The following is a 14,066-nucleotide window of genomic DNA, read 5'->3' on the forward strand; positions in this document are numbered from 1 at the left end:
CGGGCCAAAAACCTGACCGTCATGAACCTGCCACCGGAGACCAGTCAAACCCTGGCAAAACTGGCGCAGATCAAGATGCAGCTGCACTGCACCATTCAGGATGGCGAGATTTGGCTGGCCGACAGCAATGACAGGGTGCAGGTCAATCCAGTTACAATAAAAACCTCATCAGCACCTGATCGCTGACGCGGCGGTTCCTTGCTGAACCAGCCGCATCAAACTACTCGGCGTAGCCCGGACCGTGGTCGCGTGAGTCGCGCGCGAAGTAGGTAACCTTGCCTTCCGGCACCACCACAATCCCGGAGGGTGTCACATGATAGCGCTTGGCGTCTTCTTCCGGGTTATAGCCGATGCAGTCGCCCGGCGCAATCATGTTGTGGCGATCGACGATCACGCGTTTGAGACGCGCGCCACGACCGATGCGGGCGTAGTCCATGATGATGCAATCGTCCAGTTCGGCGCCCTCTTCGATGACTGCTTCGCGGCGGATGATGCAATTACGCACCTTGGCGCCCTTGTGCACCAGGGTAGCGGCGCCGAACAGGCTGTCTTCAATCTCACCACCCAGTATGCGTGCCACCGGGCCCTGATAATTGCTGGAGAAGATTGGCCACTGCGGGTTGAAGGCATCGAATATCGGCTTGTCACCCATGACATCCTTGTGTGCATCAAAATATGCATCGATACTGCCAACGTCGCGCCAATAGCTTGCATCCTCATACGGTTTGACGCCCGGCACCTTGTTGGAGGCGAGGTTGTAGGCAAACAGCCGGTGACTATTGAGCATGCGTGGCAGAACATGATGACCGAAATCGGTTTCATCGCTGCGGCACCCGGCCAGCGCCTTCACCAGCACGTCGGTGCTGAAGATGTAATTTCCCATCGACGCATAGGCATGTGCCGTATCCGTCGGCATGGACTTTGCCTGCTCCGGCTTTTCCTGAAATTCGGTGACCCGGTCTTCGCTGTCGGTGCCCAGGATACCGAAGCTGGAGGCCTCATCGAGCGGCACCGGTAGTGCCGCCAGCGTGACGTCGGCATTATGCTCGCGGTGAAACCGTATCATCTGCCGCACGTCCATGCGGTAGACGTGATCTGCCCCGAATACCGCCACGAGATCAGGCTGGTGCATCTCAATCAGCCTGAGGCTCTGATAGACCGCATCCGCCGTGCCCTTGAACAAATGCGAGTCTTCATGCATCTGGGGCGGTACCACGGTAACGAACTGGTCAGGCAGCAGCGGTGAGAACACATAGGCCTTGCGAACATGTTCAATCAGGGCCTGCGCCTTGTATTGCACCAGCAGATAGATGGAGCGAATATCCGAGTTAATAAGATTGCTCAGGACAAAATCCACAATGCGGTAACGTGCGCCAAATGGTACCGCTGGCTTGCAGCGCTCGGCGGTCAATGGGCTCAGGCGGCTGCCCTGGCCACCCGCCATCACAAACGCAACCACACTGTCCCGGCGTCCTTGCTCTGCTGGCATCACTGCGCTCCTGATTTTACTGGTTAGCCTGATGGCGTTCAGGGTTCAGTGTAACAAGCCCGCGCCGGAGCGGCATCACTCATCACCGGCAGCGAGAAGGAAAACAGGGGCATAAGCATATGGCGGAGAGGGTGGGATTCGAACCCACGTGGCGGGATGAACCGCCCATCCGATTTCGAGTCGGCGCCGTTATGACCGCTTCGGTACCTCTCCCTTGAGGTTGCATAGCATAGGCGCTCTGCTTCGCGACAACAATACTTGACTTGATCCGTCACCGCCACACTACACCACTCATTGCGTCTCTGCCGTTGCGTGCGTGATCAGCGTTCGCACAAAGGGAATGGTCAGCTTGCGCTGCTGGGTAAGCGAGTGCATGTCCAGCCGTTGCAACAGATCGTACAGCCGTGCCATGTCGCGCGGCCAGTGGCGCAGCAGATATTCACCCACCTCGGCGGGCAAATCCATGCCACGGTTGCGGGCACGCAGTTGCAGGGCTGAAATCTTGCTGACATCATCCAGCGACCGCAGGTGCAGCACCAGACCCCAGCCAAGCCGCGAACCCAGATCAGCGAGCTGTATGCCGGCTGCCGGAGGCGGCGCAACTCCGGATATCAACAGACGGGCACCGGAGGCACGCAGGCGGTTATACAAGTGGAACAGCGCAGTCTCCCACTCGCCCTGTCCGGCCACGGCCTGGACATCATCCACGCACACCAGCGCCAGTTGCTCCAGACCCTCCAGCAGTTCCGGCTGCAGTGTACGCAGATCTTTTAGTGGCAGATACGCGGAGCGCTGATCCTGAATGGCGCAGCCATGACACGCAGCATGCAGGAGATGGGTTTTACCGGTACCGGCTGCACCCCATAGGTACAAAAACTGATGGGCACCGCTTACCAGCGTCTGCACGGCTTGCAGCACCTCCCCATTGGGACCGGGGAAATAATTGCCAAAGCTGGCCTCGTCGCGCAGCCCAACGCCAAGCGGAATCTGTTGTGCCGCGTTCATGGCTCATCCGGTGAACGGTCATACAAATAGCTGTTCACATAACGCTCATGCGCATAGCGCAGCAACACCATCAATACGGCCGCCGCCGGCAGCGCGAGCAACACACCGCTGAAACCAAACAGTTGTCCCCCTGCCATTATGGCAAAAATTACGGCAATCGGATGCAGACCTATGCGATCTCCTACCAGGCGTGGCGTAAGAAAAAATCCTTCTGCCAACTGGCCGATACCGAACACGATCAGCACCGGCACCAGGTGCAGCCAGTCGTGATATTGCACCACGGTCGCAATCCCCGCCGCCAGCACGCCGGTAATCACGCCAAGATAGGGGATGAAGCTGAGCAGGCCCGCCAGCACGCCAATCAGCAGGGCGAGATCAAGCCCGATCAGCCACAGCCCGACGGTATACAGCAGCGCGAGCGACAGCATCACCAGCAATTGACCGCGCAGGAATCCGCCCAGCACTTCGTCACTCTGCGCGGCCAGACGCATGATGGTCTGTTCCGACTTACGCGGCAGCAGATTACGTACCTGTTCCAGCAGCTGCGGCCAGTCGCGCAGCAGATAAAACGTCACCAGCGGGATCAGCAGCAGATTGAGCAGAAAGCCCAACACCGCCGCACCTGAGTTCGACATTGATTTCAGCACATTTGCCGCAATGCCTCCGGCCTCTCGCCACTGGCCGGCCAGGGCCTGATACAAGGTATTCGAGTCGAATCCGGTTATGGCGAGATCAAAACGCTCATACAGCAGCGGTAACAAGGTGCGCTGCACCCAGTCAATGTACACCGGCAGCTTGGTAATCAGCACCGTGATCTGGCGCTCGATAACGGGCACCAGCACGAGCAGCAGCAGGGTAAACAATACCAGCAGCAGCACGAATACCAGCACCGTCGCCAGCGTGCGCGAGAAGCGTCGTGTCTCCAGCCGCCGCACCAGCGGATCAAACATGTAAGCGAGCAGCGCGCCGAGCAGGAACGGCGTAAATATGGGTGCCAGCAGATACAGCAGCACACCGGTGCCGACGATGATGGTCAGCGTAAACCAGCGCTGTGAGTCAGACACGCGTGCTCTCCGTGCTTGTTTGCAGGGCGCGGGTACCCCAGGTCCAGACATAGTGCACACCACTCGCAAGCGTGGTGCCGAGTACGATATAGATCAACGCCTCCACCCCCCCACCGATGCCGGGCAGCACGCTGTGGTGCAGCATCACGGCCAGCACCAGCACGATCTGCATGACCGTATTGAGCTTGCTGATACGGCTGGGCAGCAGATCAAAGTGACGGATGGTATAATGATACGCAACGGCGCCCAGTACGATGATAAAATCGCGGGCAACGATGGCCGCCACCAGCCACAGCGGCAACACTCCGAGCCAGGCAAGCACCAGGTACGACGAGGTCAGCAACAGCTTGTCCGCCAGTGGATCCAGGATGGAACCCAGACGACTCTTCCAGCCATGGCGTTTGGCGAGGAAACCGTCCAGTGCATCCGTGATGCCGGCCAGACCGAATATCAGCAGCGCATCCAGATAACGCTGCTGCAATAGCAGGACGGCCAGCGGCACCACCAGCACCATGCGCAACAGGCTGATCAGGTTAGGGATATCATTATAACGCAGCATATGTAGGGGTATTCTAGCAGCCCGCCGCCATAACGCGAGCCTTACACGTCACTATTATATATTTACAGCCCGGCACTGCCCCCGATACCATACCCTGCACAGGCTCCAGACTCCCGTGAAACCCAAAAATCCCCCTCCTACCGCCACGCCACTCAGCTACCGTGCCGCAGGCGTTGACATAGACGCCGGCAACCGACTGGTGGAAAAAATAAAACCTGTTGCCCGGCGCACGCAACGCCCGGGCGTGCTCACCGGCCTTGGCGGTTTCGGCGCCCTGTTCGAGCTCCCCGCAGGTCGTTATCAGGAGCCGGTGCTGGTCTCCGGCACCGATGGCGTAGGCACCAAACTGAAGCTCGCCATCGAAACCGGTACGCACTCTACGATAGGCATCGATCTGGTAGGAATGTGCGTAAACGACATCGTGGTACAGGGGGCCGAGCCGCTGTTTTTCCTCGACTACTACGCCACCGGGAAACTTGACGTGGACACAGCGGCGGCAGTCATTGCAGGTATCGGTCATGGCTGCGAACAGGCCGGCTGTGCGCTGGTAGGCGGCGAAACCGCAGAAATGCCCGGCCTCTATGCGGCCGGCGATTATGATCTCGCTGGCTTCTGTGTCGGCGTCGTGGAAAAAAAGAGGCTCATCGACGGCAGCCGCGTAGCAGCCGGTGATGCACTGATCGGCATTGCCTCCAGCGGTCCGCACTCCAATGGCTACTCACTGATCCGCAAGATTATCGAGCTCGTGCAGGCCGACCTGCAGCAGGCATTTGCGGGCCGTACGCTGATCGAAACACTGCTTGCCCCCACCCGCATCTATGTCAAGCCGCTACTGGCACTGATGGAGCAGGTGCAATTGCACGCCCTCGCACACATCACTGGCGGCGGCCTGCTCGAAAACCTGCCGCGTGTCATGCCTGACGGTACCTGCGCCCGGCTGGACAGTAGTGCCTGGGCGCGCCCCCCGATCTTTGACTGGTTACAGCAGCAGGGCGTGCTTGCGGATGAGGAAATGTATCGCACCTTCAACTGTGGCATCGGCATGATTGTCTGTGTAGCGCCGCAAGACCTGGATGCCAGCCTCCAGCTCCTGCGCCAGCACGGTGAGGACGTCTGGCACATTGGCCACATCGAGGCGAGTACACCCGGCACTGCTCCACATGTGGTAATACGCTGAGATTGCCCCTGCGTCGGTGAGCACCCCGGATACATTGCCGACCGTCATTCTGGTTTCCGGTCGTGGCAGCAACCTGCAAGCCATTCTGCAGGCTGCTGCCGCACCCTCATCGCCGCTCGAGGTGCGTGCCGTTATCAGCAACCGGCCTGATGCACCGGCACTGGCGGTGGCACGAGCGGCAGGCATACCTACACAGACGGTGGACCATACCACCTATCCGGATCGCCAACACTTTGATGCCGCGCTGCAGACAGCAATCGACTGCCATGCACCCGCATTGGTCGTGCTGGCCGGCTTCATGCGCATCCTGGGTCCGGAGTTCGTCAACCACTACCGTGGCCGCATGCTGAATATCCATCCCTCACTGCTGCCTGCCTACCCCGGTCTTGATACCCACCGGCGCGTGCTGATGGACGGCGTGCAGGAACACGGTGCCAGCGTGCACTTTGTGACACCTGCGGTAGATGGCGGGCCCGTCGTACTGCAGGCGCGTGTACCCGTGCTGCCTGATGACACCGTCACCACACTGGCCGCACGCGTTCTCGAGCAGGAGCATTGCATCTACCCGCAGGCGTTGCGCTGGTTCGCCGAAGGTCGGCTGCGACTTGCAGGAGCCCCCCCTCATGAGTACGCTTTGCTCGACGACAAACCGGTCGGCACTGAACCTGTTGCCCGGACACAGGGTCTATAGCTGCATGCGCAACCTCATCGCCCTCCTGCTGCTGTGTGTCGCGTGGCCCATTACCGCCACCCCGCCGCCCGCGTCCTTCAGCGCCAGTTACACGGTGCATAAAGGGAGTATCCTGCTGGGTGAGATGCACCGCAGTCTCAGCCGTTCGACTGACGCACACTACCGGTTCAAAACCGAAACCTACAGCACCGGATTGGCTGCGTTATTCGTCAAGGACCGTATCGTGGAAAGCAGCGAGTGGGACTATCACGGCGGGGTGATGCGCCCGCTGCATTACAGCTACCGTAAAAGCGGTGGCAAACGTGAACTACAACTCGATCAACATTTCGACTGGGAACGGAAAGTGGTCAACAGGACCGGTGGCACACAGGCCTCAAGCACGCTGCCTGTTGCCGCAGGCACCCTCGACAAGCTTGCCTACCAGGTCGCACTGATGGATGATCTGAAGCAGGGCAAGACCGAGCTTGCCTACACCCTGCTCGACGATGACGAAACCAAAACCTACCATTTTCAGGTGGTGGGCGAGGAAACTTTGAGCACACCGCTCGGCACACTCGAAACATTACGCATCGAACGCGTCATGAATGCCGGCAGCAAGCGCCGCACCACCTTCTGGTGCGCGCCCAGCTTGAACTATCTGCTGGTGCGGCTCGACCAGCGCGAAAGCAACAACGATGAGTTCAGTGCCCTGATCCAGTCCGTAAAGGGCCTGCCGCCTGCGTCTGCCTCACCTTAGCACAGGCATACCTCGGACGAGGGCCTGTCAGCCAAATGGATGGCGCAATACAATAGTGTGGGCACGATCTGGGCCGGTGGAAATGATATCGATCGGGGTCTCGCTGACTTCCTCAATACGCTTGAGATAGGCACGCGCATTCGCAGGTAATTTCTTGTAATCCGTGATTCCGACGGTGGACTCAGACCAGCCCGGAATCTCGTCATATACCGGCTGACAATCCGCCACGGCCTCCGCACCCACGGGCGGTGTCAGGCGTTCAACACCACCGCTGCGGTAGCCGACACACAACTTCAGGCTGTCGAGACCATCGAGTACATCAAGCTTGGTGATACACAAGCCCGAGACACTGTTAATCATATTGGCGCGCCGCAAGGCGACGGCATCAAACCAGCCACAGCGGCGTGCCCGCCCGGTGGTGGAACCAAACTCATTGCCGCGACTGGAGAGATGCTCGCCCATTGCGTCAAACAGTTCGGTAGGGAACGGGCCTGAACCCACACGCGTCGTGTAGGCCTTGGTAATCCCCATGACGTAGTCGAAACTCCGCGGCCCGGCGCCGCTGCCTGTCGCCGCGCCACCGGCGGTAGTATTGGATGAGGTGACGTATGGATAGGTACCGTGATCCACGTCGAGCAAGGCGCCCTGCGCACCCTCAAACAATATTCCTTCACCACGTTTGGCGTACTGATACAGCAATTCCGGCACATCATCTATCATCGGCTGCAAGACTTCCTGCCACGCCAGCGCTTCGTCCAGCACCTGCTGGAAATCCACCTTCGCCACTTTATAGTAATTTTGCAGGACAAAATTATGGTAATCGAGCACTTCGCCGAGCTTGGCCGCAAAGCGCTCGCGATGAAACAAATCGCCCAGACGCAACGCGCGGCGCGCGATCTTGTCTTCGTAAGCCGGGCCGATACCGCGCCCGGTGGTACCGATAGCGGATGCGCCGCGCGCCAATTCGCGCGCCTGATCAAGCGCGACATGGTAAGGCAGAATCAGCGGGCAGGCCTCACTGATCTTAAGCCGCTGCCGCGCCGGCACACCGATACCTTCCAGCATTTTTATTTCGCTCAGCAGTGCGCTGGGCGACAACACCACACCATTGCCGATCAGACACCGCACGCCTTCGCGCAGGATACCGGACGGGATCAGGTGCAGCACGGTCTTCGCACCGTCAATGACCAGCGTGTGGCCCGCGTTATGGCCGCCCTGAAAGCGCACCACGGCGCGTGCGCGGTCGGTAAGCAGGTCAACAATCTTGCCCTTGCCCTCGTCGCCCCACTGGGTGCCAATGACGACTACATTCTTGCTCACCCCGCCCCCTTGCGCCGGGTCACCACCCAGCTCCCCTGAGTCAATTCCAGTTCCCGCTCACAGCCCATTTCACGCGCACCACCCTCCTGCCCCGGCAGGGCGCACAGCACCCGCTCACCTTGCGTGCGCAAGCTGCGTATCACCGCCTCCAGCGCGGCATCTTCCACCCAAGGCGCAAAAATGGCGCCAGGCGTTGTAGCTGCCTTTGCCGATGACAGGTTGACCAGGGTCTTCAGGTCGGCACTAAAACCCGTAGCTGGACGGGCGCGGCCAAACACCGCACCAATGTCGTCGTAGCGCCCACCCTGGGCCACGGCCTGGCCATGCCCCGCCACGTACGCGGCAAATACCGCGCCGGTGTGGTAGTGATAGCCGCGCAGTTCTGCCAGATCGAAATGCAGCGACGTTTCCGGCAACCGGCGCTGCACGGCCTGCGCAAGGTTGCACAAACCTTCGAGCGCGTTCAGTGTTTCAGCAGAGGCCCCGCGCAACACACTGCGGCCATCCTCCAACACCTCCGCGCCACCATTTAACTCCGCCAGCAGCGCGAAGCGCTGGCGGTAAGTCTTGGTTAATGTGAAACTGGACAGCAGTTCTTCGATTTCAGAGCCCGCCTTGCGTTGCAGCGCATCGAACAGGGTTTTTTCCTGCTCCTGCTTCAGATTGGCCTCCCGCACCAGCCCACGGTAAATGCCGACATGGCCCAGATCCAGACAAATACCTGTGACACCTGCAGTTGTGAGGGTTTCCAGCATCAGAATCAGCACTTCGAGATCACTCTCGATACCCTCATGACCATACAACTCGGCACCAACCTGCAGCGGGTTGCGCGAACGCGCAAAGCCATCGGGTAACGTGTGCAGCACGGTGCCGAGGTAACACAGGCGCACCGGCGTCGTGCGCTTGAGGCGATGTGCGTCGATGCGTGCGGCCTGGGGCGTCATGTCGGCACGCACACCCATCAGCCGACCCGTAAGCTGGTCAGTGATTTTGAATGTCTTCAGGTCAAGGTCGTTGCTGGTGCCGGTGAGCAGCGACTCGATGTACTCCACCAGCGGCGGCATCACCAGCTCGTAGCCCCAGCTCCGGAACAGGTCGAGCAGTTTGCGACGCAGGGCTTCGAGCTGCTCCGCCTCAAGCGGCAACAGCTCTTCGATTCCTTCAGGCAACAACCAGCGATCTTGTCGGGACATGAGAGCGATAAGGCCGGGTTTAACTAACGCACAAAGTATAACAGAGCAAGCCCCACCAGCATGCTGATGAAGCCAACGGTACGCAATGTGCGATCATCCATCTGCGCGATCTGGCTGAGGGATTTGCGCAGCCACGCGGGGCTGAGAAATGGCAGCATGCCTTCTATGATGAGCAGCAGTGCGAGCGCGCCTGCCAGGCTATCCCACATGGCGTGCCCGCACTCCGGCGCACCGTCCTCTACCTGGCGCCATCGGCGCGCGGATTCTTGAAGTATTTGAAGAAATCCGCACCGGGGTCAAGCACCAATATGTCATTTTTGTCCTTGAAGGTATTTTTATAGGCATTCAGGCTGCGATAGAGCGAGTAGAACTCGGCATCGCTGCCGAAGGCCTTGGCATAGATGGCTGCCGCCTGCGCATCGCCGTCGCCTCGCACCTGCTCGGCCTTGCTGTAGGCCTCGGCGAGAATGACCGTACGCTGGCGATCTGCATCCGCCCGGATACGCTCCGCCGCCTCAGCACCGCGGGCGCGCAAATCCTTCGCTACGCGCTCACGTTCGGCCTGCATGCGCTGGAACACCGACAGGCTTACTTCCTTGGGCAGATCCACGCGGCGCAGTCGTACATCCACCACCTCGATGCCGAACTGGTGCGCCTGCTGATTGGCGGCCGTGGTCAGCACCTGCATGATGTTGGCACGGTCGCCTGAAATGACTTCCTGTATGGTGCGTTTGCCGAACTCGCCACGCAGCCCGTCCTTGACGATCTGGTAGAGCCGCTGGCTCGCGCGCGCCTCGTCGCCACCCATGCTGCGATAGTAGTCCGCAACATTCTTGATGCGCCATTTAACGAAAGAATCGACAATGACGTTCTTCTTTTCGGCGGTCAGGTAGCGCTCGGGCTCGGCTTCAGCGGTATGAATGCGGGCATCAAACTTGCGCACGTTGTTGATCACCGGCAGCTTTAAGTACAGCCCTGGCGTAAAGTCAGAGCGTACGATTTCACCCAGCCGGAACAGGATGGCGCGCTCGCGCTCATTAACCGTAAATACGGAGAAATAAATCAGCGCCAGTACTGCAATGACAACTCCCGGCAATAATGTCTTCAGCTTCTCCATCAACGTTCTCCCCTGTCGCGGCTACGATCACGCGTATCCTGCTGTGTGCTGCCCTGAGGGGCCATGGTGGTGGCAGGTGGCAACAAGCGCTCCAGCGCCTGACCAGAAGACGGGGATCTCTCGCCATTCATACGGTCGAGCGGAAGGTACAGCAGGTTGCTGCTGCCTTTGACATCGACCATCACCTTGCCTGTATTTGCCAGCACCTGCTCCATCGCATCCAGGTACAACCGCTCCCGTGTTACGGCAGGCGCCTTGCGATACTCGGCCAGCACCTGGGTGAAGCGGCTGCCCTCACCAAACGCCTGCTCTACTACCCGCGACTTGTAGGCAGAACTCTCCTCAATCTGGCGCTGGGCTGCGCCGCGGGCGCGCGGGATAATATCGTTGGCATAGGTTTCGGCCTCGTTGCGCAGACGCTGCTCGTCTTCGCGCGACTTGATCACGTCCTCGAATGCGGCCTGAACCTCCTCTGGGGGTTGCGCGTCCTGCAGGTTGACGCTGGTTACTTCGAGACCACTGCCGTAGCGGTCTAGCACGGATTGCAGGACATCGTCCGTACGCGTCATGACTTCGGCACGGCCTTCGGTCAACACAAAGTCCAGGCTGCTCTTGCCAATGGTCTCACGCACTGCGCTCTCGGTCGCCTGGGCCAGCGTGGCATCCGGATCGATGACGTTGAACAGGTATTCGCGTGCATCCTTGACGCGGTATTGCACTGCCAGCTTGATATCGACGATGTTTTCATCCTTGGTGAGCATCAATGACTCGGCCGGTACACGCGGCGCAGAGGCGCTGCCGCGTGCGGAGCCAGCCGAACGGAATCCGATTTCAACATTGCGGATCTGCGCGACATTGACGACCTCGACGGTTTCAACCGGATAGGGGATATGCCAGTGCGGGCCCGGCAGGGTAGTTACTGTGTATTTGCCAAAGCGCAACTCCACGCCACGCTCCGCCGGATCAACAATATAAATACCGGAGGCCAGCCATACCGCAAATATGATGCCCACGATCAGGGGTATCGGTGAGCGCATGCCTGTACCACCGCCGCCGCGCGCGCCTCCAAAGCCGCCCAGAGACTGCTTCAGCTTGCGGAAAATATCATCCAGATCGGGTGGCCCAGACGCGCCCTTGCGCGATCCTGTTCCCCACGGATTATTGTCGCCACCACCGGGCTCATTCCAGGCCATTACACGCTCCGCTGTTGATAGTTAATTTTCACCGACACAGCATTCGGTCCGAGTATCACCGTGCCCATTATAGCGCTGTTCTGCGCCTGCATACAGCGACTGTCTCTGCGCAGCGTATCCGGTCACGGCCTCACGCAGCAAATCCAGCCCTGCACCGCTCACCGCCGACACCCACACCCGCTTCACCCTGCCCCGCTCATCACACTCGACGCGCGGTGACGCTTCCGGTATCAAATCAATCTTGTTGTATACCTCGATCTGCGGCACGGCCTCGGCGCCGATCTCCTTCAGCACTGCATTGACCTGCTCGATGGCGGCATGACGATTGTCGTCGTGCGCATCGATCACATGCAGCAACAGGTCTGCCTCCTGGGTCTCCTGCAGGGTAGAGCGGAATGCCGCCACCAGATCGTGCGGCAAGTGCCGGATAAAGCCGACCGTATCGGCAAGAATCGCATGGCTGTTGTGGGCAAGATACATGCGCCGTAGTGTCGGGTCGAGTGTCGCGAACAGCTGATTGGCGGCATAGACGCCGGAACGTGTCAGCCGGTTGAACAGGGTGGATTTTCCGGTATTGGTGTACCCCACCAGGGAGACCACAGGTGCCGTCGACTTGCGCCGCGACTTGCGACTCTGGCCACGCTGCACAGCCACCTTCTCAAGCTGCTTGTTTAGGTGACGGATGCGCACCCGGATCAGGCGGCGGTCAGTTTCGAGCTGAGTTTCGCCCGGACCACGCAGGCCGATACCACCCTTCTGGCGTTCAAGGTGAGTCCAGCCTCGCACCAGGCGCGTGGCGATGTGCTGTAACTGGGCAAGCTCGACCTGCAGCTTGCCCTCATGACTACTCGCGCGCTGCGCGAAAATGTCAAGAATCAGCCCGGTGCGATCCAGTACACGGCATTGCAGCAGTTTTTCCAGGTTTCGCTCCTGCGCCGGTGACAGGGAATGATTGAACAGCACCACCTCGGCCTGTTCGCGCTCCACACAGGCGCGCAACTCCTCGGCCTTGCCGCTACCGATGAAGTACTTTGGATTTGGCTGCTGGCGTGAGCCCGTGACTACTGCAACTGGCAGGGTATGCGCAGAGACTGCCAATTCACGCAGTTCAGCAAGATCCTCGCGCTGCTCGGCGGCGCGAAAATCGACATGCACCAGTACGGCGCGCTCGAACCCGCCATGCCGCTGCTGGGGACGATCAAACAATCACCGGCCCCCGCACACGTTCAAGCATTACCCACATCAGGTTCCGCATCCTCCGCGACGGGCAGCTTGACGTTGCGTGATGGCACCACGGTGGAGATGGCATGCTTGTACACCATCTGGCTGACAGTATTTTTCAGCAACACCACGAATTGGTCGAACGACTCGATCTGGCCCTGCAGCTTGATTCCGTTGGTCAGATAAATCGAAACCGGCACGCCTTCCTTGCGTAACGCGTTCAGGAAGGGATCCTGCAATGTTTTCCCTTTGGTCATGTTTGCTTTCCCTTATAGTTATTGGGGCCATCAGCACCAGGGCGTTGGGGGCAACGTTCCTGATAGACACCTTTCGGCCAAGCAAAGGTTTGACACGTATCTGATTACTAAGTTGTGGCTGTGCTGCAATATTTCAACACATTCGCCAAAAGATCGCCGGCCTCACTGTCGAACCAGCGTGTCCCCGGCTCAGCGCGCAACCAGGTCAGTTGGCGTTTGGCGAGCTGCCGGGTGGCTATGATAGCGCGACTCTCCATCTCGTCGCAACGAATCTCGCCCGCCAGAAAGCCCCAAACCTGACGGTAACCCACCGCCCGCAGGGATGCCAGCCCCGGGCTCAAATCGCCCCGCTGGTACAGTGCGCGCACCTCGTCTACCATGCCTTGTGCCAGCATCTGTTTGAAGCGGCTGGCAATACGTCCATGCAGCAGGCTGCGCTCAGGGGGCGCCATCACTACTTTAAGCACCCGATAGGGCAGGCGCTCACACCCCGTCGCGGACTGGAGCACGCTCATCGGTACACCACTCAATTCATACACCTCCAGCGCACGCTGGATACGCTGGGGATCATTGGGGTGAATACGTTCTGCCGCCGCCGGGTCGGCCACAGCAAGCCGTGCGTGCATTGCCGACCAGCCCAGTTGTTCCGCCTCCGCGTTGAGACGGGCGCGCAACACCGGGTCTGCGCCCGGCAGTGCTGACAGGCCGCGCTCCAGCGCCCGGAAATACAGCCCCGTACCACCCACCAGCAGCGGGATCCGCCCGGCGCGGGTAATGCCGGCCATGATCCGCAGCGCATCCGATCGAAACTGGGCGGCGGAATACGGCTCGGATGGGTCGCGGATATCAATCAGGTGGTGGGGTGCTTTGGCGCGCAGCGCAGGTTCAGGCTTCGCCGTGCCGATATCCATGCCCCGATACACCATGGCCGAGTCCACACTGACGATTTCGCATGGCAGCTGCGCGGCCAGTGCCAGCGCCAGATCACTCTTGCCGGACGCCGTAGGCCCCATGAGAAAAATGGCGGGAGGGTTCAACATCATC

16 protein-coding genes and 1 tRNA gene are annotated in these 14,066 nt (G+C 59.8%); 4 read left to right on the plus strand and 13 right to left on the minus strand.

The window, feature by feature from the left end; genetic code table 11:
• Nucleotides 1-186, plus strand: a 186-nt coding sequence (locus Q8L89_03420) for a YaeQ family protein (GenBank protein ID MDP1708098.1), incomplete at its 5' end; no start/stop codon positions are given.
• Between the two features lie 34 nt (nt 187-220).
• Here Q8L89_03420 and Q8L89_03425 read toward each other — a convergent pair.
• The 5 genes from Q8L89_03425 to Q8L89_03445 all read right to left on the minus strand — a co-directional run bounded on the left by Q8L89_03425 (nt 221) and on the right by Q8L89_03445 (nt 4,117).
• On the minus strand, nt 221-1,489 hold the full coding sequence (locus tag Q8L89_03425; protein MDP1708099.1) for a glucose-1-phosphate adenylyltransferase: 1,269 nt from the start codon (nt 1,487-1,489) through the stop codon (nt 221-223).
• A gap of 120 nt (nt 1,490-1,609) precedes the next feature.
• Nucleotides 1,610-1,702: transfer RNA gene (locus tag Q8L89_03430), tRNA-Ser, on the minus strand.
• Nucleotides 1,703-1,780: 78 nt separating this feature from the next.
• Entirely contained in the window at nt 1,781-2,494 is a 714-nt protein-coding gene (gene hda / locus Q8L89_03435) for a DnaA regulatory inactivator Hda (GenBank protein MDP1708100.1), read from the minus strand.
• A complete protein-coding gene (locus tag Q8L89_03440) occupies nt 2,491-3,558 on the minus strand; it encodes an AI-2E family transporter (GenBank protein MDP1708101.1) in 1,068 nt (355 codons plus the stop codon). The genes hda and Q8L89_03440 overlap by 4 nt, the downstream gene beginning before the upstream one ends.
• Nucleotides 3,551-4,117, minus strand: coding sequence for a CDP-alcohol phosphatidyltransferase family protein (locus Q8L89_03445; protein ID MDP1708102.1), 567 nt, complete (start codon nt 4,115-4,117; stop codon nt 3,551-3,553). The genes Q8L89_03440 and Q8L89_03445 overlap by 8 nt, the downstream gene beginning before the upstream one ends.
• 115 nt (nt 4,118-4,232) lie before the next feature.
• On the opposite strand from Q8L89_03445, the gene purM reads away from it, so the two are divergent.
• The 3 genes from purM to Q8L89_03460 are packed head-to-tail and all read left to right on the plus strand — an operon-like array spanning nt 4,233 to nt 6,721.
• Nucleotides 4,233-5,294: a phosphoribosylformylglycinamidine cyclo-ligase gene (purM, locus tag Q8L89_03450; GenBank protein ID MDP1708103.1), complete on the plus strand. Its 1,062-nt coding sequence runs from the start codon at nt 4,233-4,235 to the stop codon at nt 5,292-5,294.
• A gap of 16 nt (nt 5,295-5,310) precedes the next feature.
• Nucleotides 5,311-5,985, plus strand: a complete 675-nt coding sequence (gene purN, locus Q8L89_03455; GenBank protein MDP1708104.1) for a phosphoribosylglycinamide formyltransferase — start codon at nt 5,311-5,313, stop codon at nt 5,983-5,985.
• Nucleotides 5,986-5,989: 4 nt separating this feature from the next.
• The gene (locus tag Q8L89_03460; protein ID MDP1708105.1) at nt 5,990-6,721 is read left to right on the plus strand and encodes a DUF3108 domain-containing protein; all 732 of its coding nucleotides are present in this window, start codon (nt 5,990-5,992) and stop codon (nt 6,719-6,721) included.
• 27 nt (nt 6,722-6,748) lie between these two features.
• Here the strand turns inward: Q8L89_03460 and Q8L89_03465 are convergent, their stop codons facing one another.
• The 8 genes from Q8L89_03465 to miaA all read right to left on the minus strand — a co-directional run bounded on the left by Q8L89_03465 (nt 6,749) and on the right by miaA (nt 14,065).
• Nucleotides 6,749-8,041, minus strand: a complete 1,293-nt coding sequence (locus Q8L89_03465; protein ID MDP1708106.1) for an adenylosuccinate synthase — start codon at nt 8,039-8,041, stop codon at nt 6,749-6,751.
• Complete coding sequence (locus Q8L89_03470) at nt 8,038-9,234, minus strand: ATP phosphoribosyltransferase regulatory subunit (protein MDP1708107.1); 1,197 nt, start codon at nt 9,232-9,234, stop codon at nt 8,038-8,040. The genes Q8L89_03465 and Q8L89_03470 overlap by 4 nt, the downstream gene beginning before the upstream one ends.
• A gap of 23 nt (nt 9,235-9,257) precedes the next feature.
• On the minus strand, nt 9,258-9,443 hold the full coding sequence (locus tag Q8L89_03475) for a DUF2065 domain-containing protein (protein MDP1708108.1): 186 nt from the start codon (nt 9,441-9,443) through the stop codon (nt 9,258-9,260).
• Nucleotides 9,444-9,472: 29 nt separating this feature from the next.
• Nucleotides 9,473-10,351 (minus strand): protease modulator HflC, encoded by an 879-nt coding sequence (gene hflC / locus Q8L89_03480; GenBank protein ID MDP1708109.1) that lies wholly within the window; start codon nt 10,349-10,351, stop codon nt 9,473-9,475.
• Nucleotides 10,351-11,544 (minus strand): FtsH protease activity modulator HflK, encoded by a 1,194-nt coding sequence (gene hflK, locus Q8L89_03485; GenBank protein MDP1708110.1) that lies wholly within the window; start codon nt 11,542-11,544, stop codon nt 10,351-10,353. Before hflK ends, hflC begins: the two co-directional genes overlap by 1 nt.
• 21 nt (nt 11,545-11,565) lie before the next feature.
• Nucleotides 11,566-12,750: a ribosome rescue GTPase HflX gene (gene hflX / locus Q8L89_03490; GenBank protein ID MDP1708111.1), complete on the minus strand. Its 1,185-nt coding sequence runs from the start codon at nt 12,748-12,750 to the stop codon at nt 11,566-11,568.
• 20 nt (nt 12,751-12,770) lie between these two features.
• Nucleotides 12,771-13,022 (minus strand): RNA chaperone Hfq, encoded by a 252-nt coding sequence (gene hfq, locus Q8L89_03495; GenBank protein ID MDP1708112.1) that lies wholly within the window; start codon nt 13,020-13,022, stop codon nt 12,771-12,773.
• A 107-nt stretch (nt 13,023-13,129) separates the two neighbouring features.
• Complete coding sequence (gene miaA / locus Q8L89_03500) at nt 13,130-14,065, minus strand: tRNA (adenosine(37)-N6)-dimethylallyltransferase MiaA (GenBank protein MDP1708113.1); 936 nt, start codon at nt 14,063-14,065, stop codon at nt 13,130-13,132.
• Nucleotide 14,066: the final 1 nt, after the last annotated feature.

The organism is Gammaproteobacteria bacterium (assembly GCA_030680605.1).
Taxonomy (GTDB): domain Bacteria; phylum Pseudomonadota; class Gammaproteobacteria; order SURF-13; family SURF-13; genus JAQBXX01.